The sequence below is a fragment of the Tunicatimonas pelagia genome (assembly GCF_030506325.1).
Lineage (GTDB): Bacteria > Bacteroidota > Bacteroidia > Cytophagales > Cyclobacteriaceae > Tunicatimonas > Tunicatimonas pelagia.
The window spans coordinates 4,980,975-4,999,271 of sequence record NZ_CP120683.1 but is presented as its reverse complement, the minus strand read 5'-3'; the positions used below and the strand labels follow the sequence as shown (position 1 = coordinate 4,999,271).

At 42.2% G+C, this 18,297-nt stretch carries 18 protein-coding genes; 13 read left to right on the top strand and 5 right to left on the bottom strand.

What is annotated here, in order from left to right:
- Nucleotides 1-2 precede the first annotated feature (2 nt).
- Entirely contained in the window at nucleotides 3-647 is a 645-nt protein-coding gene (locus tag P0M28_RS21435) for a hypothetical protein (protein ID WP_302204996.1), read from the bottom strand.
- A gap of 152 nt (nucleotides 648-799) precedes the next feature.
- Here P0M28_RS21435 and P0M28_RS21430 point away from each other — a divergent pair, with 152 nt between their 5' ends.
- The gene (locus P0M28_RS21430; RefSeq protein WP_302204995.1) at nucleotides 800-1,417 is read left to right on the top strand and encodes an RNA polymerase sigma factor; all 618 of its coding nucleotides are present in this window, start codon (nucleotides 800-802) and stop codon (nucleotides 1,415-1,417) included.
- Nucleotides 1,410-2,255 carry a tetratricopeptide repeat protein gene (locus tag P0M28_RS21425; protein ID WP_302204994.1) on the top strand — a complete coding sequence of 282 codons (846 nt, stop codon included), beginning with the start codon at nucleotides 1,410-1,412 and terminating at the stop codon, nucleotides 2,253-2,255. Before P0M28_RS21430 ends, P0M28_RS21425 begins: the two co-directional genes overlap by 8 nt.
- A gap of 149 nt (nucleotides 2,256-2,404) precedes the next feature.
- Here the strand turns inward: P0M28_RS21425 and P0M28_RS21420 are convergent, their stop codons facing one another.
- Both P0M28_RS21420 and P0M28_RS21415 read right to left on the bottom strand, forming a co-directional pair.
- Complete coding sequence (locus tag P0M28_RS21420) at nucleotides 2,405-5,248, bottom strand: CHAT domain-containing protein (RefSeq protein WP_302204992.1); 2,844 nt, start codon at nucleotides 5,246-5,248, stop codon at nucleotides 2,405-2,407.
- A gap of 12 nt (nucleotides 5,249-5,260) precedes the next feature.
- The gene (locus tag P0M28_RS21415) at nucleotides 5,261-6,319 is read right to left on the bottom strand and encodes a hypothetical protein (RefSeq protein ID WP_302204990.1); all 1,059 of its coding nucleotides are present in this window, start codon (nucleotides 6,317-6,319) and stop codon (nucleotides 5,261-5,263) included.
- Between the two features lie 537 nt (nucleotides 6,320-6,856).
- On the opposite strand from P0M28_RS21415, the gene P0M28_RS21410 reads away from it, so the two are divergent.
- The 6 genes from P0M28_RS21410 to P0M28_RS21385 all read left to right on the top strand — a co-directional run bounded on the left by P0M28_RS21410 (nucleotide 6,857) and on the right by P0M28_RS21385 (nucleotide 11,111).
- The gene (locus P0M28_RS21410; RefSeq protein ID WP_302204988.1) at nucleotides 6,857-7,567 is read left to right on the top strand and encodes a sensor histidine kinase; all 711 of its coding nucleotides are present in this window, start codon (nucleotides 6,857-6,859) and stop codon (nucleotides 7,565-7,567) included.
- Nucleotides 7,568-7,768: 201 nt separating this feature from the next.
- Nucleotides 7,769-8,308 carry a CopD family protein gene (locus P0M28_RS21405; RefSeq protein WP_302204986.1) on the top strand — a complete coding sequence of 180 codons (540 nt, stop codon included), beginning with the start codon at nucleotides 7,769-7,771 and terminating at the stop codon, nucleotides 8,306-8,308.
- Between the two features lie 57 nt (nucleotides 8,309-8,365).
- On the top strand, nucleotides 8,366-9,019 hold the full coding sequence (locus P0M28_RS21400; RefSeq protein ID WP_302204985.1) for an SCO family protein: 654 nt from the start codon (nucleotides 8,366-8,368) through the stop codon (nucleotides 9,017-9,019).
- On the top strand, nucleotides 9,016-9,462 hold the full coding sequence (locus P0M28_RS21395) for a c-type cytochrome (RefSeq protein ID WP_302204983.1): 447 nt from the start codon (nucleotides 9,016-9,018) through the stop codon (nucleotides 9,460-9,462). The genes P0M28_RS21400 and P0M28_RS21395 overlap by 4 nt, the downstream gene beginning before the upstream one ends.
- A gap of 222 nt (nucleotides 9,463-9,684) precedes the next feature.
- Nucleotides 9,685-10,224: an RNA polymerase sigma factor gene (locus P0M28_RS21390; protein WP_302204981.1), complete on the top strand. Its 540-nt coding sequence runs from the start codon at nucleotides 9,685-9,687 to the stop codon at nucleotides 10,222-10,224.
- 5 nt (nucleotides 10,225-10,229) lie between these two features.
- Complete coding sequence (locus tag P0M28_RS21385; protein ID WP_302204980.1) at nucleotides 10,230-11,111, top strand: hypothetical protein; 882 nt, start codon at nucleotides 10,230-10,232, stop codon at nucleotides 11,109-11,111.
- Here the strand turns inward: P0M28_RS21385 and P0M28_RS21380 are convergent.
- A complete protein-coding gene (locus P0M28_RS21380; protein ID WP_302204979.1) occupies nucleotides 11,101-11,700 on the bottom strand; it encodes a sugar transferase in 600 nt (199 codons plus the stop codon). The two genes, P0M28_RS21385 and P0M28_RS21380, sit on opposite strands and share 11 nt — an antisense overlap.
- 112 nt (nucleotides 11,701-11,812) lie before the next feature.
- On the opposite strand from P0M28_RS21380, the gene P0M28_RS21375 reads away from it, so the two are divergent.
- From P0M28_RS21375 to P0M28_RS21360, 4 genes are read left to right on the top strand one after another with little or no spacing between them, the layout of a single operon-like run.
- Nucleotides 11,813-12,748, top strand: coding sequence for a phosphoribosylaminoimidazolesuccinocarboxamide synthase (locus tag P0M28_RS21375; protein WP_302204978.1), 936 nt, complete (start codon nucleotides 11,813-11,815; stop codon nucleotides 12,746-12,748).
- Between the two features lie 41 nt (nucleotides 12,749-12,789).
- Entirely contained in the window at nucleotides 12,790-13,188 is a 399-nt protein-coding gene (locus P0M28_RS21370) for an STAS domain-containing protein (protein WP_302204976.1), read from the top strand.
- A gap of 3 nt (nucleotides 13,189-13,191) precedes the next feature.
- Nucleotides 13,192-14,109 (top strand): ribonuclease Z, encoded by a 918-nt coding sequence (locus P0M28_RS21365; protein ID WP_302204974.1) that lies wholly within the window; start codon nucleotides 13,192-13,194, stop codon nucleotides 14,107-14,109.
- The gene (locus P0M28_RS21360) at nucleotides 14,109-14,918 is read left to right on the top strand and encodes a queuosine precursor transporter (protein ID WP_302204972.1); all 810 of its coding nucleotides are present in this window, start codon (nucleotides 14,109-14,111) and stop codon (nucleotides 14,916-14,918) included. Before P0M28_RS21365 ends, P0M28_RS21360 begins: the two co-directional genes overlap by 1 nt.
- A gap of 29 nt (nucleotides 14,919-14,947) precedes the next feature.
- On the opposite strand, the gene P0M28_RS21355 is transcribed toward P0M28_RS21360, so the two are convergent.
- Nucleotides 14,948-15,715 (bottom strand): TrmH family RNA methyltransferase, encoded by a 768-nt coding sequence (locus tag P0M28_RS21355; protein ID WP_302204970.1) that lies wholly within the window; start codon nucleotides 15,713-15,715, stop codon nucleotides 14,948-14,950.
- Nucleotides 15,716-15,747: 32 nt separating this feature from the next.
- On the opposite strand from P0M28_RS21355, the gene tamL reads away from it, so the two are divergent.
- Entirely contained in the window at nucleotides 15,748-18,258 is a 2,511-nt protein-coding gene (gene tamL / locus P0M28_RS21350; RefSeq protein ID WP_302204968.1) for a translocation and assembly module lipoprotein TamL, read from the top strand.
- Nucleotides 18,259-18,297 lie beyond the last annotated feature (39 nt).

Here is an 18,297-nt window from a genome sequence, read left to right as displayed (position 1 = left end):
AGCTATTTCTTAGTATCTGTTAGCTGGTAGTCAGCCATTAACGGCGACTGGTAGTGTAAAGATGAAGGCAAATTGACGATCGCCGCAATATTTTTCACCTTTTGGGTAGTTGTCATTAAAGAAAAGTTCTTACCTAACTGACGTAAACTATGAAGCTGACTGTTTTTTTGCCTAGTTGCGTAGTAGAGCTGATTATCAGGCTCGTCCCAATGTACGGCGTAGGGCACTTCGTCAGGAAACGTAGCGATCACTTGGGTGTGGTTACCGTTTAAATCAGATTTCTTTAGTGCGCCCTGTCCGGTACCGATATCCATCAGATCAGTAAAGTATAAAATCCCGCTACAATCATCAATAGTAAAATCACTAATAAATGTGATTCCGACTTGAGCACCAATTCCTTGGTTAACTACTATTTCGTTTTTACCATTTGTCCCAATTGACCAAATCTCGCCCTGTTTGTTAAGCCAGTATACTTTTCGTTGGTAGCGATCAACTTCTATTTTTTGGGGATACTGCCAGTCGGATAGCTTCTGAAAGTGCTGGTGTACCCAGAAAGGGAGTTGCCGATAGCGCACCTGATGGTCGCAGCGAGTGAGACTTAGGGCAGCGAGAATTGTACCGAGTAGTAGAGCTAAGCGTGGGGGCATGGTTGAAGTTTCCTTTGTTATTAGTAGTTTTACCACTCCTATTGTCACCCAATACGCCAAAAAATTACGACATACCCTTCGGACTTATTTCTTACAGTAGAAAATTTTTTTTCTATTTTAGTTACAATTTACTACCCCATGTTTACCAAGCTATGAATACTAAAAAAATACAAACGGGTTACGAAGACCAAGACATAATAGAAGCGATAAATCATAGCAAGAATTTGGATCCAGTTATTCGCCATTTGTACCATACTAATTTTGACAGTGTAGCCAGCTATATTCGCGCAAACAGTGGTAATGATGAAGATGCCGAGGATTTCTTTCAAGAGGCAATTGTGGTTTTTATCAATATTGTTCGTAAAGGAAATTTCAGAGGTGACAGTAGTATTAAAACATTTTTATACTCTATTGCCCGCAACCTATGGCGCAACGAGCTAAAACGGCAGAACCGGGTATTAATGCGCGAGACCAACTACTACGAACAAACTGAAAAAGAAGAGCAGGATATTCAGGAGAGTATTGGTGAACATGAAGTCAAAGACCAGTTACTCCACTTGTTGGAAAAGCTGGGCGATAATTGTAAGAAAATTCTTTTGCTGTTCTACTATGAGAACCTGCCCATGAAAGAGATATTTCAACACATGGGCTACGAAACGGAACAGGTGGCCCGTAACATGAAATATCGCTGTATGAACAAACTAAAGGGCTTGCTCAATGAGCATCCTGAAATGAAACAGAGCTTTAGAAGTTTATTAGCAAATGGATAAATCAAACGATATGAGTAGGGAAGAGTGGATTGACCGCTATTTGAAAAATAACCTGAATCCGGAAGAGCTTCAGCAGTTCCGAGCCAAAATACAGCAGGATACCGCACTACAGCAAGAGGTTGAAGATACCCAGATAGCACAGGCTCTACTTCAGCACCAAGGACTCAAGAATGAGATAAAAGCCGTGCGAGCAGCTATGAAAGCCGAAGAAAGCCAACCGGAGTTAGCTGAAAAGGGTGCTGGTACTTTCTCTACTCAGCAGAAACCATCGAAAGTAGAAGCTGAAGAAAACGTGAAAGCAGTACCAATGTACCAGTGGATGGGTCGGGTAGCGGCCGGATTGGCTATTGTATTAGTAGGGTATTTAACCATTCAGTACGCCACACTTTCACCCGAGCGTTTGTACGAAGAGAAAATTGCCAGTGAGCCTCCGTACCTTGGCCTCTCTAACCGAAGTATGGAAGATCGAGAAGATACTATAGCCGACCAAGTGCGGGTTGAGTACCAGTTTGGTAATTATGAAGAGGTACTTCGCCTGTACGGCGAGTTAGAAACCCCCACCTTTGCCGAAACATTTCGGGCTGGATACGCCTACTTGGAACAAGAACGTACCGGTGAAGCTATTGCGGCTTTCCAGCGGGTAATGCAGGATCAAAATGCGTTCATGATTAAGGACAAAGCTGAATACTATCTAGCACTCGCGTACCTTCAGGATGGGCAGATTGAAACAGCTGTGGGTATGTTGGAAGGAATTCGTAAAAACGATGACCACGACTACGAGGACTCTCTAAGCAGTTTGTACCTGTGGCGATTGCGCTTACTGAAAATGAAATATTAGAGCATTTGACAATTGATAATAGACAGTTGATAGTGAATGATTATCTGTTTATCATCCTTTCCATAATGCTGAACGCCCATTAGCATGGAGTTTTGAGTAGAGGCTTGATTCATCGAGTCTCTTTTTTTTTGCAAAGCCTACTACACGACTTATCTATTCGAGCGTTGCTGTCGTTTAACAATGATGATAAGACTCCCCGCTAGAAGCAAGATAATTACCCCGCTGATAATCCACCACACCCCAGGAGAACTCTCGTAAATGGGAGTTGGATCGCCAATAAAAACAAAATTAGCCCAGTAGTACGGAGTACGTAGTTCTTTCGTTTCCGGGTCGCGTAAGTAATCGAGTTTAGCTTGTCGCAGTGCTTCATCTTTGGCGTAGCCGTTTTTAAGATATTGATGCATCTTTGAAGCAATATCGGCCGCGGCTTTATCATCGGCCTTCCAGAGCGTAGTGATAATGTTGGGGCAACCCGCGTAAGCAAAAGCCCGAGCCAGGCTAATAATTCCCTCCCCCTTCACCAACCGACCGTTTCCAGCATCGCAGGAGCTGAGCACTACTAAGTTTACACTGTCTAACCGCAGGTTATATAACTCATGTGTAAATAGCCGGTGGCTCGCAATAGACTGCCCTTCTTGCGGATAAAAAGCAATAAATGATTGTAGCGGATTTTCATCATTCACCGAAGCATGAGTAGCCAGATGCAGTATATTATAGGAGCCAGCAATTTTCAAAAATAGCTGTTTAGTTGCTTCTTCCTCTAGGTACAAACTTCCTCCCACACTGGCGACCTCCTGCCGGGAAAAATACAGTGGGCTAAGCGAGTTATCGCGCACCGAGCGAACATTACGACCCGCAAACGGAGCCATTGCCAGCACCTCTTGCTTACTTGCTTGGGTGGTCTCCCGAAGGTGGGCGTTGTACAACAATGTGCCAGAAAAGGCATAGCTGATAGTATAATCGTGTAATAAAAACTTATCTTCCTGGGGGCTTTCGGTCAGCATCTCAAACGGTAGATAACTTAGCTCCCCCGCCGGAATTACAATTAACCGCTTTTTCTGAGTCAGCGAACCGGCAATTGGCTCAATCAGCTTGCGATACAGTTGTACACTCCACTGAGGTTGGTATGTATCACCGTAATCATAGGCAAAAAGATGGTCTTGCACCTTTTTCCAGGTAGTTCGGAAAGCCGTATCCAACGCTACTTGGTGCATTGCTAAAGAGTTTTGCTCAATTGCAAAAACGTAAAGCTGCTCTTCTCCCATAAAATATTCTAGCAGCAGATCATCTTCGCTCAGCAACTGCGATTGCCAAACCGATAGATCAAGTGTATCTTCCTGATACTTGAGTTGGTAGTATTTTTCGTCTTGCTGTAGCTGTTTCACCACCCGCGCCAGCGCAATTTCCAGATCATTTATTTTCTTCCGGAATTCTTCATTCTGCGCTGAATCGCTGCTTTCCACTAGCTTAAGGCGATTAGCCGTAATTTGTTGTTTAAGCAGCCTTTCTTCGCTAACCAAACTATCGTTTACTTCACCCGATGCTTTAATATCTACTTCTCGCAGAATTTCGGTAAGCACCGAAGCTTTACTTCTTTCCGAAAACTGTAGTGCCAGTTCAGCATAACTATCATCACCAGAAAGCTGGTAAAGTTGGTACGTGGTACGAATAGCATCTTCGTACAGCGAGTGTACCTGATTAACAAAAAACAACTTCGCCTCCTCGTTATCGTACGTCTTCTGCGTATACCGCGCCACCCGAATCGCTTCTTGAAAGCAATTTAAGGCATGTTGTAGATTAGTAGTATCTTGGTTTTGCTCGTAGTACTTCACGAAGGCATTACCTTTCCGATGTAAAACTTTAAACTGCTTCAATGGTAATATTGCCTGATATTTATTGTTCGGATTCCTTGCTATATCAGTCTCATTGAAGCCATATGTAGTATTAATAAGCGATAGCTGGTAATACCTTAGAGCTTTTTGGATAGCATTCCCTGTTAAAGCTACATCACCTAATCCCTGATACGCAGTGGCCACATGAGTATTCTTCCCTCTCTTCTCATTGTTGTTAATCTGTATAGTCTGCTCATAATATTCAGTGGCTATACCTAGTTGGTCTTTTTTCATGAACAAGTTGCCTAACCGGTTACTGTTAGACATTCTTAGAAATGGTAGTTCCGCTCTTTGTGCTTGATTTAGATGGAGAAGCGCACTATCATAATGACCCGAAGCAAGATAAGTATTACCGAGCCCTGAATGTATGAGCGCGCGATATACCTGAGGTAACTGTTCTTCAAATTCTAATGCATCATAGTAACGCTTAATTGCTTCATCATGCTGGTTGAGTCGATGCCTCGCTAAAGCAATGTGGTAAGTAAAAATCACTTTGGCAATTACATAATCATAGCCTTCTTCAGGCATTACAGAAAGAGCCTTATCGTAATATGTCGTAGCTTTTTGGTAGTTTCCCAATGTGAAGTTGAAAACTCCAAGTGAGTTGTACAGCCTCTCAATATCAGCTAGATTATCCTCGTAGATTGATGCAACGTTTTCTGCCAGACCGTAGTAGTACTCTGCCGAATCATACTGGTCAGTATAGTAGTAGACATTTCCAATTAGAACGTAATCGCTATATAGTAGAGAATCTTTTATACCGATAGTAGCCGTTTTGATAGAGCGAGATAGATGATACATTTCTAATGCATCCTCTAATGCGTCGCGATCCAAATAAATACTTCCAATTCTCTGATAGCACTGAGCTAAGGTAGTGGTTAAAGTATCTTGATTGTTTAAGAGGTTAATTGTCCGTTGATAATACTCTAGAGCAAGATCATAAGTATCTTCAGTAGCGTCATCTAAATTAAATAAAGCTTCCCCTTTCTCAAAATAAACCTCAGCGTTAGATGATGATGGTTCTAGTACTTGAGACTTCGCAGAGAGCGAGCTAAAAAAGCCAACAAGAGCAGTACTTACCAATACTTTCGAATTGAACATAAGTACGAAAACTTAATTCAATGCATCGCCAATAGCTATACAATACCTTGGTTTCTTCTCGATACGTCCGTTTCCGATGTATTGCTCCCGGTCTTCTATAGCTTCCAGCAACTCAGGGGCTAGCTCCTCTAATGTAGCTAAATCGGGGAAGTAATATAGTCGTAGTTCTATTGATAGTGCATTCTCCGCATTACTCAGAAGATAAGTAATTGTATAGTCTTTAGAAAAGAAACCTTCTTCAGGAAATAGCTCCTCAGGATCTTGATTACGAATTGTTTCTAGTATGTTAATATCGCCATCCGAGATACTTACACCAGGCTCTACTGTCCCATCAGCAAATGCTAAATCAGCTGGAGACACCCTGTATTCTCCGAATGTTCTTCCCTCTTCGCCTCCTTGCTCATTGAAGTAAGGACTTAAGACAGTATCTCCTGCATTAAGGTCAATAATTCGCTCAGGATAATCTACTCCCGTAATCAATAGAGTAGTTTGACAAATTGTCTTTTTATCATTAGAGATATAAGTAATAAAGTATTGAACACCCGAGGTACTAGTGCTTACGCTTACAATTCCTTTGTCTGGACTGATATCTAATCCGGACGGATAGGCACTGAATTTCCCATCGGGTACGTAACCATTAGCAAAAAATGGGGCGAGAAAATCTTTCTCCCCAGGAGCAATTACGCTCGTTTCGTAATTTAACTCACAAGTTTGGTCGGCGGGGTTATCAATAAAAATATTCGTTTCGCAAACCACTTCAGAGTCTTTAATGCGAAAACTCACATTATACTCTTTTCCAAATTCGCTGGCGTTTACATCAATTGCTCCCGTTACTGTATCAATGACTAAACCAGCAGGGGTAGCGGAGAAGCTACCTTCGGGAATATCACCATCAAATATTGGTGAAATTAGTTGGTCACCGGGGGCGCCGTTGGGAGTGTAGACGATATTTTCGTAGGAGAAGGCGCAAGGCTCTGGGCCATCATCTTCACAATCACAGATGTATTCACATCCGGAAAAAAGTATTGCTATTGAGATTAATGTTAGTAGGTTGGTAGTTAGTTTGTGCATGATACTGTTTTAGATTAGTGGTAAAACTATCGGTCATGTCACCTTATTTCTTATTAAAAGTATCTACTTTTTTGATTTATTTAAATAATTATTTTCATTATTTTAAATAATAGCACATTTTCAGTAGTAAAGTATATACCTATTAATATTTTTTATTTTACAAACTACTTACTCATTACCGGATTTTAGAAGTTTATTCAAACTGTCGCTTTCTATTATCAAAAGAATACATCCCAATTTGCCCTATAATTTTCGCAAAACCGCTACTGAGCCGCTACAATCAGCGATGTAAAAAACTGATCCCTTGTCAATTTATATTATCTATAGATAAGTACCCGGTTTAACAAACTTACCCGTCGGGTACTTTCGCTACTCTTCACTATAGACGTCTTTTTGCTTCTATACGGCTTAGTATGAATTGTATTATATAAAGATATAGTACATGACTGCTTAATTACACCTTTCTATAAAAAATATTGGGATTTCTTTTGGTAAAATTGTAAAGAGCTAAATAACAGGTATTTACTATAGGCTATTATGATTAATGATTCAGTTTCGGGAGAAGAGGTATTAACCCAAATTGGGCGAGAGTTGCAGAATAAAATTGCCCGAATTCGCTCATGTAACCAAACATTGACCACTTTCTTTGAAAGCGTGGCTGATGAAGATCATAAAAAGTATTTTTCTACGATTGAGCAAGATTGTTCCGATCTGAAAAGTATCATTCATAATTTGATCGATCTAGACCGCTGCTATGAGGAAAACCCTAACCTCAAGCCTGCTCCTACCCATTTAAACCGCTTTTTATCGGAAATTGTAAACAGTTATGAATCGGAAGCTATCTATCAAAAGCGTGTAAAACTTCATTTTGAGGATATTGACGATCCTATTCATATTATGATTGACCCTCAGGCCATAAAGCGCGCTTTTTCCTACATACTATCCAATGCCGTTAAATTTTCTCAACCCGATAGCGAAGTTGTTGTTAAAGTTATTCGCTACGCCAATGTGGCTAATATTTCTATCGCCGATCAAGGAATTGGTATTCCTAAAAAGCTTCGTCCTTACTTATTTGGTAAGTTTACCAAAGCAGCTCGCCGAGGTACTAATGGAGAAGAATCTGCTGGTTTAGGCTTATATTTGACTAAGAACATCATAGAAAAACACCAGGGCAGCATTTGGCTAGAGAGCGAAGAAGGAATTGGTACCAATGTATTCATTAACCTTCCTATCCGAGAGCGACTTTAGTTAAGTGTTCAAGTGTTCAAGTGTTCAAGTGTTCAAGTGTTCAAGTGTTCAAGTGTTCAAGTGTTCAAGTGTTCAAAATTATCAAACTCTGAACTTAGAACTCTGAATTCAAAACATGAACACCTAAAAACACTGACACCCTAGCACCACAATTTTTTTTCTCGCCATGCTGCGTATCTTTGAGAGCGCAAGCACGCACCTATGGCCTATTCTTACATTAAAGCACTTCACATTATCTTTGTTGTTACCTGGTTTGCCGGGCTATTTTACATTGTTCGCCTGTTTGTTTACACTGTAGAAGCCCACACGGAAGATGAACCCAAACGGTCTATTCTACTAGAAAACCTTAAACTATGGTCTAAGCGGCTATGGTTCGCTATCACTTGGCCTTCTGCTGTAATTACTCTACTTCTTGGCTCCTACTTCCTACACTTCTACGCGAACAACATGCCGGATTGGCTGTGGATTAAGCTAGTTTTTGTAGTGTTTTTATATGTTTACCATTTGCTTTGTCACCGCATCTACCACCAACTTCAACGGGGCGATGTGCGTTACACTTCGCAACAACTACGCATCTGGAACGAAGTAGCCACTATTATTTTGGTGGCCGTGGTCTTTTTGGTTGTGCTGAAAAGTACACTTAGCATGGTTTACGGCTTGGTAGGGCTGGTTGCCTTTACCGCAATTCTGATGGTCGCTATTCAGATTTATAAACGTATGCGTACTAAACGTAAAATTTAGGGTAAACCGGGAATTTGCCATTTCTTTCTACCGTTATATTTTCACAATACACTAGCTATGAAGAGAGTTATCAAAATTATTATTAATAGTCTATTCGTTGGTGGCTTCTACTCCTGTGGTGCCCCCTCGTCTCAAGAAGCTGCTACCCTGCCCATTTACGGGGAGCGTCACTACGATGTCCAGTTACAAGATACCGTATACCACCAAATAGCCGACTTTTCCTTCGTAAACCAAGACAGTAGCGTAGTTACTCCGGCTACTTTTGAAGATAAAATTTACGTAGCTGATTTCTTTTTCACCTCTTGTCCTACCATTTGCCCTGTTATGAAAAAAGAAATGCTGCGAGTGTACGAAGAATTTAAAGACAACGAGCAAGTAGCAATTCTTTCCCACACCATTGACCCCGAGTACGATACGGTAGGCTTACTGCACGACTACGCGCAGCGACTGGGGGTTGACAGCGACACCTGGCACTTCGTTACCGGGGATAAAGACAAAATATTTGACATTGGACTGAAGAGCTACATGGTAACTGCGATGGAAGACGAAGAAGCTCCGGGAGGGCTTATCCACAGTGGCGCATTTATCTTAGTGGACAAACAACGGCGCATCCGGGGCACCTACGATGGCACCGTAGCCGAACAGGTAGATGTACTCATTAATGATATTCGTCGCCTGCTTCAGAAGGAAGAACGAATGGCCTCTTCATGAAGCTGTGCGTTTTAGTTTCAATATGCTGCTTTCTATCGGGCTGCGATGGTGGTAAGTTCCAAAATTCGGCAACTCAAAACTTGAGCCGGGCTGATAAACTACACTACGAGCAGTACATGATTCAGGGGCAACAACTTTACGCCACGCATTGCAGTAATTGCCACCAACCCGACGGAACCGGACTCGGCCAGTTAATCCCCCCCTTGTTCCAATCTGATTATATGCTGAGCGATCAATCCCGAACGTTTTGCGTTATCAAGTACGGTTTAAATCAGGAGATTGTAGTTAATGGGGAAGTTTACAATCAACCTATGCCAGCCAATGAGCAATTAACCAACATTGAAATAGCCCAAATTGCTACCTATATATATAATTCATGGGGGCATGAGCAAGGGTATATTCCAGTCAAAAAAGTAGCAGAAGAAATAAATAAATGTCAATAGAATATTATTTTATTTATATTTTATCGTAAAATTACATCTATCTGTAATTACCTGAATACAATAGATAACTAGTACGAAAGTTGCTTTATTTGTAGTAAATGCGAAAATTAAACGTTCAGTAAGTATCTGCATAACCGCCAAGAACAGTATTTTTAAAGAAATACCTTACGTGGGCGGTTACGTTTTGTTAAGTTGTAGTATTAACCTTTGTAGGCTTTTGTAATGAAAGACAGTGTTATTTTAGACCGCATCAGCCAAGGGGACGAAAAAGCATTAGATGAGCTGTATCGAAAGTACTACCGAATGATGACGCGGGCGATTATTAAAAATAATGGCACTGAGCAGGAAGCAAAGGATATTTATCAGGATGCGTTAATTGTTTTTTGGCAAAAAGCAGTAAGTCATCAATTGGTACTTACTTCTAAAATTAGTACGTATCTCTACAGTATTTGCCTGAACTTATGGCGTAAAGAGTTAGACCGGAAAGGCCGATTAACGCACGAAGAAAAAGACGGAATTGAATATATTGATAATGAAAGCCAAGAGCGAAACAAGATTATTCGAGATTGTATTCAACAGTTGGGCGACACCTGCCAAAAGATACTGATGTACTATTACTTTGACGATATGTCTTTACAAGATATTGCCCAAAAATTAGGATTTGCGAATACGGAAACGGCAAAAACAAAGAAGTACAAATGCAAAAAACGGTTGGATAACTTAGTAAAAACCAATTATTCGGCCAGTGACTTTCTAGATTAGACCCTATGGATCAACATTTTACATACTCTGAACAAGTAGATCGCTACCTGAAAGGTAAACTCTCAGCGAGTGAGCGAGCTGCGTTTGATGAGAAGATACAACAAGACCCCCTATTGCAAAATAATGTAAAGCTTCAGCAGGAGATTTTTCAGGCAATAGGCGAAACTAGAAAAGCGAATATCAAAGCGCGTTTAAATCAGATACCGATTGAGCAGTCACCTTGGTTAATTGGCTCTCCTTTCCGAGTAGCTGCGGTTGTATCAGGGCTGCTTGTTGCTTCGGTAGGTACGTACCTGACGCTTACCCCTTCTGATAGTACTTTTAATCCGGTAGACATAGCTTCACCCGAAACACTGAGTGCGAAAGAGCAACCCATAGTTCAAGCTCCCAAGCCAGCGACAGTTCTGGAACCCATTCCCGATGTGGTAATCCCTGAACCCAACGAAAGCACCTTAGTCGCTGACGCTCGCCCAACAACAATTCAGCGATCTGCTACCCGTGAGTTGCCTACCGTTCGTCGCCCGGCAGTTGCGACAGAGTTTTCTGAAGATGCGATTCAGGTAGACTACAGTGATTTTGAGATGCCTCAGAAGCAAGCCTTACAGGCAAACGATGCTGGCGAGACGAATATTAGCATAGAACGGATTGTTGATAAGGTATATTCTTTTCATTACCAGTTTTACGATGATAAGCTGTTTCTACACGGTGATTTTGCGGAAGAACCCTATAAAATTATAGCACTCAATACGAAAAGTGACCGCAATCTCTTTCTTCGATATGCTGAAAACTACTACCTTCTAGAAGAGCAGACCAAAATTTCGCCCATGATTCTTATTCGGGATACTACCTTAGTGAAACAGCTCAATAAGCTAAGTGCTATTGATTAGCCGAATTGCCCCGAAACTTTTCAAAATCAGTTAACCCTTCCGGACGCACTCCTTTGGGGTGTATTAAATGGGCAAGGGTACGAGCCAGGATTTTGACATCCAGCTTTAGTGAATAGTTATCAACGTACCAAACATCCAACGCAAATCGCTTCGGCCAATCCAGGGCATTACGACCGTGTACTTGCGCCCAGCCCGTGATGCCCGGCCTCACTTGGTGTCGCCTTTTTTGTTGATTACTATAAAGAGGCAAATATTCTACTAGCAACGGGCGAGGCCCCACCAACGACATATCTCCTTTTAGCACATTCCCCAATTGAGGAATTTCATCTACGGAATACTGGCGAAGAAACCGACAAAAACTTCCCAGCCAAGGTTGCTGCTTAAGCACTTCAGTTGAATACATCGTCTTAATCTTGTACAATGTGAATACCTGTTCCCGGTACCCCACTCTGGCCTGAGAAAAGATGGGTGACTCTTGCCCCGCTATTGTAAGGAGCAATAATAATCCGCTAATAACCGGGGCTAATAGCAGCAGTAAAACCAGTGCCACTATCCAATCCACTCCGTATTTTACAATAACATATCCCATTTACAGCGACGTTTGGCGCAATAAACATCCGAAGCTCGCACAAAAATCGTTATAATTCGTAAATTTGTGCCACCTTTTTTCCAATAACACCCATTTTCGCTTTCTCCATTATATGAGCCAAACTATTTCTGAAACAAATTTTCAGTTTCCTGGCCAAACGGATTTTTACCGGGGTAAGGTTCGTGATGTATACTACCTAGATCGTCAGATATTTATGGTTACTACCGACCGCATCTCGGCTTTCGATATTATTTTACCTAAACCCATCCCGTACAAAGGGCAAGTGCTCAACCAAATTGCTTTTGAATTTCTAACTGCTACCGCTGACCTTATTCCCAATTGGGTAGCAAACGCTCCTGATCCCAATGTGATAGTCGGATTTCGGTGTCACCCCTATCCGGTTGAAATGGTAATTCGGGGCTACCTAGCCGGACACGCTTGGCGGGAATACCAAGCCGGAAAAAGGACTCTCTGCGGGGTATCTCTCCCTGAGGGACTGCGGGAAAACGACCCGTTTCCTGAACCAATTATTACCCCTGCTACCAAAGCGCAAGAAGGGCACGATGAGGATATTTCTCGGGAAGAAATTATTCGGCAAAATATTGTTCCAGAAAAAGCATATGAGCAGCTAGAAGCGTATACCCGACAATTATTTGACTTAGGCACTCGCTACGCCCAAAACCAGGGGTTAATTTTGGTGGATACTAAATATGAATTCGGTACTTTTGATGGTAAAATTCATCTGATTGATGAGGTGCATACGCCTGATTCGTCACGCTATTTTTACGCCGACGGATACGAAGAACGTCAAGAGAGAGGTAAGCCTCAGAAGCAGTTGTCTAAAGAATTTGTACGGCAGTGGCTCATTTCAGAAGGATTTCAAGGAAAAGAGGGACAGAAAATACCAAAAATGACCGATGAGGTAGTAAAAACTATCTCCGATCGTTACATAGAGCTGTATGAAAAATTAGTCAATCGGCAATTTATTAGGGGAGAAACCGATGATATTCTACAGAGGATTGAGAAAAACATAATGAATACCCTATAGTTAACTTTACAATTTTATTCACATTAATCTGGCTTCAGCCCATGAAATACGCAGTTGATAAACAAGAAAAATACACAATCGTCAAACTCAACGAAGAAAAATTAGATGCATCAGTAGCCCCTGAACTTAAATCAGAACTCATCACTATGCACGCTGAGGGTGCTCAAAATATGATCCTCGACATGTCTAACGTAAAGTACACCGACTCGTCAGGATTGAGCGCGCTGTTGGTCGGTAATCGGGTATATCGGGAGGATGGGGGCCTATTTGTACTCTCAGCACTAAACGACCATGTAGTGAAACTGGTAAAAATCTCTCAATTGGATAGTGTACTTACTATCTATCCTACTCCTCAAGAAGCGGTAGATGCTGTATTTCTAAATCAGCTAGAGAATGATCTAAACAGCGAAGCTTCAGAAAGCGAGAACGGTAAGGATTAATTATTGTCTTTCCAACTTAAAATACTCGGTTCTAATTCGGCAACTCCCGCATTTGGTCGCTACCCAACCAGTCAGCTACTTACGGTAGGTTCTCACTACTTTCTGATTGACTGCGGGGAAGGTTGCCAAATGCAGTTGAGTCGCTATCGGGCTCGAACGAATCGGATTAGCCAAATATTTATCAGTCACCTCCACGGAGATCACTACTTTGGACTGATTGGCCTGCTTAATACGCTTAGCTTGGTAGGCAGAAAAAACTCCCTCACCTTGTATGGGCCGCCAGGTTTGAATGATGTGTTAACCGCTCATTTTAGAGTCTCACAAGCGGTGTTAGGATTTCCAGTCCATTTCGTCGAGCTACGCGCTACTGAGCCAACCGTTATTTATGAGAACGCTCAACTTTCAGTAACCACTTTTCCGGTACAGCACCGAATTGCCTGCTGGGGATTCTTGTTTAGAGAGCAACCCAAGCCACGACGAATTAATAAGGATACCATGCCTGCCGACCTTTCGGTAGAAGACATTATTGCCCTAAAAAATGGTCAGGATGTTGTAAATACTGACGGAAGCATTCGCTACCAAAACGAAAAGTTCACCTTACCCCCTCGCAAAAGCCGTAGCTACGCCTACTGCGCAGATACCCGCTATTTTGAAACTCTGGCCGAATGGGTGAGTGAGGTAGATCTGCTTTACCACGAAACCACGTTTATGGATCAGGAGCGCGAACTAGCAGAACAGCGCTACCATAGCACTACTTTACAAGCAGCCGAGGTTGCCAAACAAGCGAAAGTAGAAACGCTGCTTATTGGTCACTTCTCCAGTCGCTACCGCGACCTTTCACCGCTTTTAGAAGAAGCAAAAACCGTTTTCAGCAACACATCGTTAGCGATAGAAGGTCAAGATTTTACGATACCGGAATAATGCCCAGCACCACCTCCTCTTCCCGTAAAAAGTCTAATTTATTCATTGTACTCAGCGGAATCTTTCTGACTAACGCTATTGTTGCCGAGCTAATTGGGGTAAAGGTATTTTCACTAGAAGATACTTTGGGCGTTCCTCGGGCTCAACTACATTTATTAGGTGATTTTGTGCTGGATTTCAACCTTTCAGCCGGAGTAGTGCTGTGGCCTATTGTGTTCATTACTACTGATATTATCAACGAGTACTATGGAAAGAATGGAGTTCGCAAAATTAGCTTCCTCACGGCCGGATTTATTGCGTATGCTTTTGTAGCCATTGCTATCACTACCAGCTTAGCCCCAGCTGATTTTTGGCTGGATGTAAACCGTGAAGATGCCCAGGGGAATCCGTTTAACATTGATTTTGCTTTTAATCAAGTTTACCGCCAGGGAATGGGAATTATTGTAGGGTCTCTCGCCGCTTTTTTGCTCGGTCAACTGCTAGACGTATTCGTTTTTCAGAAGCTACGACGTATAACAGGTGGTAACCGTATCTGGCTACGGGCAACAGGCTCTACGTTAGTTTCTCAGCTAATTGATAGCTACTTAGTATTATTTATTGCGTTTTACTTGTTAGCTCCGGCAGGTACTCGCTGGTCTATTTCTCAGGTGGTTGCCGTGGGAATTGTCAACTATAGCTATAAATTCATTATTGCCATTGCTATTACTCCCCTACTATACGTAGCCCATTACGTTATTGATCGCTATCTGGGCCCAGCACTCTCCGAAGAAATGATGGCTGAGGCCAGCCACGACACTTCTTTTTTTTAGAAGGGTAATAGACGGTTTCTCGTAAGAAACTAGCCGACGTTTTTTGTCGTATTCCGTTTCATATTATCGCAGATTACGGCAGCAGCAATGCTAACATTTAACGATTCTGCCGTACCAAATTGAGGAATGTGTACCGCATCGGTTATGTATTCTTTCACTGGTTCACTTATTCCTTCTGACTCATTTCCCAGTAGAATCAATCCCTGTGGCGCAAAATTCAGCTCATGCACGGACGTCCCTTGGCTCACCAGTGTACCGTAAACGGGAAGCTTTACTTTTTGCAAATAGGTAGTCAAGTTGGCTCGATAAACGGAGACCCGAAGAAACGAGCCCATGCTAGCACTAATTACTTTAGGATGAAACTCATCGGTAGTTTCTGGCGAACAGATGACAGTAGAAATACCGTACCAATCGGCAATCCGAATAATTGTTCCTAAGTTGCCCGGATCGCGGATATTATCTAACACTAAAGCGTAACCCAATAGCGTTATTGGTAGAGCTCGCAAGGCTGGCATTTCGACGACCGCCACCCCAGCGTTATTGTTTTTGAAAGAGCTTACCGATGAAATATCCGATTCTTTAGCTTGGTAGATAGCCGATTCAGGTAAACGCTTACTGATTAAGGATTTATGTTGATCGATGAACACTGAGGTACCAACTAACGTTCTAATTCTGAATGAAGAAATCAAGAGTTCAGTAATACTCTTAACCCCTTCTACTAAAAACAATTTTTCCTGTTGTCGGTATTTTTTTAGCTGAAGAGATTTTACTAGTTTCAGCGTCTTTTTAGGAACCATACCAGTAGTAATGTATTTTTTATAAGCAATCTGTGACCGCTCGACCAAGTATATACAATATATTTCTATTTTTAGTAAGCCTACTAGCCACTGGTTGTTTAGGGACTCGCTACCTTGAACAAGGCGAGTATTTGCTCTACGAACAGCGAATAAAAGGTGCCCAACGAGTGAGCGAAAGCGAATTAAGTGATTTTTATCGTCAAGAGCCTAATCGTCGTTTGCCTATTCTTCCCATTGCTCCCTATGTTTGGTTGTACCACGAAGGCCAGAAAAATTATGATCTGGAAAAAATTGAGCAAGAAGCCGAGCAAGTTCGTGAGAAATATGAGCAGAAGGTGACCAAAGCCCAACGCAAAGGAAAAGACCGAAAAGTACAACGACTCGAGCGAAAACAAAATGAAAAATTAGCCAAGCTAGAGAAGAAAAAAGAAGAGGGCACCTTATTTATGCGCTGGGGAGAGCCTTTGTCAGTGTATGACAGTAGCAAGGCTGAAGCCACTCGCCGACAGATGGAGAGTTACCTTCATACAAAAGGTTTTTTTGAAGGAGAAGTCAGCCGTAACGTTAGAGTGGAAGATCGACAGGTAACTTCTACCTACACAATTATTGAGAAGGAGCCTTATCGGATTGATTCAATGAATTATTTGAGTGATGATACCACCATTCTCACTCTGGTTCAGGACAACATTCGGAATAAAATCATTAAAGAGAATCAAATTTACGATCAAGATAAGTTGGGAAGGTTGCGGGAGAGCATTGAAAACCTGCTCAAGAATAACGGTTACTACGACTTTAGCCGACAGTATATTGAGTTTCGGGTAGATTCTACTATTGGCGAGCGAAAAGTACGAGTGTATACGCTGATTCGTGAGCCAGCCAAACGAGGTTTTCACAAACAGTTTGAACTAGACTCTATTATTTTTACTACTGATGCTGATGTGCGAGGTTATACCGGAGAACGAAAGGTAAGTACTTACAACGATGTTACGTATCGCTACCACCGCTATCAGTACTACAAAAAAATTCTTGGGCGTCGGGTATTAATTGATAAGAATAATCCGTATAGCCGAGAGCAAACACTAGAGACCCAAAGACAACTTTCCAACCTAGATGTTTTTAAGTTTATTAACATCAACTATGATACCACCGGGGGTAAGTTTATTGCCAATATCTACGCCAGCCCTCTTAAGAAATTTCAGACTTCAACCGAGGTAGGCTTAAATGTAAGCCAGGGGTTGCCAGGGCCATTTGTTAATGCCTCATTACAAGTGCGTAATGTATTTGGTGGGTTAGAGATTCTGGAACTCAGCGGGCGGGCGGGTATTGAAGGAGTGCCTCCTGTGGTTGGAGAAGCTACTGGTGGCGCAGTATTTGCCAGTCGCGAAGCCGGGGGTAACCTATCGCTTACCTTTCCGCAGTTTATACTTCCGCTTCCTGAACGCTGGAAGCAAGACTTAGGTAGATTCAACCCTAAGACCCGGCTTCAGACGGGCTACAACTACGTAGATCGACCCGAGTACACCCGAACCAATTTTCAGACCTCAATGGCCTATACTTGGCAAAAAGGGCAGAAAGCTCAGTATATTTTAACTCCAATTGACTTTAACTTTATTGACTCTAGAATTAAACTAGATACTTTTCAAACCATTCTGAATAATAGTTTAGAGACCTACGGGATTCCGCTAAATCGGTCTTTCGAGCCATCTTTCGTAACCAGCACCAGCTTCACGGCTACGTTCAATTTTAATAATTATGGTGCCAATCCTTTATTAGGAGAGAAAAATCAAGGTACTCCATCGTACCTACGACTATTTTTTGAAAGCGGAGGAACCTTACTCAATTTCTTTGGAACCGAAACCCTTGATGATGCCGAATTAGCGTATTTCAAGTTCTTGAAATTCAATCCTGATTTTCGTCAGTATATCTCGCTCTCTAAAGAAAAGACATTAGCATATCGAGTTAATGTTGGCCTCGCGTTTCCCTACAATGAAGATCCCGACGATCAGGTGCTTCCCTACGAGAAGTACTTTTTTGCGGGAGGAAGCAACAGTATTCGGGCTTGGCTCCCTCGTCGTTTGGGTCCCGGATCAGTGAGTCCTGATAGCGTAGACTCTAACGGATATTTTGAATACAACCTGGAGCAACCCGGAGAAATACTGCTAGAAGCTAGTGTTGAGTACCGCCAAAACCTATTTGGTTTTGTAAATGGTGCCCTCTTCGTAGATGCCGGGAATGTGTGGCGTTTGAGAGAATTTCGAACTGATTCTGGCACCGATCCTAACCCATCTCGCCAAGGTTCAGCTCAGTTTGCCTTCAACTCTTTTATTCCCCAAATCGCAGTTGGAGCCGGGGCAGGCCTTCGCTTCGATTTTTCTTTTTTAATCCTGCGCTTCGACTACGGTATAAAAATATATGACCCTGCCCGTGAGGTATACGACCGCAACGAAGACGAGCCTACCGGAAGGTGGATTGGTCAGAAGTTTGATGTGTGGGACGAAATTGCTAATGGGGTCTTAAATATTGGTATTGGCTACCCGTTCTGATAAGTACGATTTATCGCTTTTTTCGATTTCCCTTTCTTT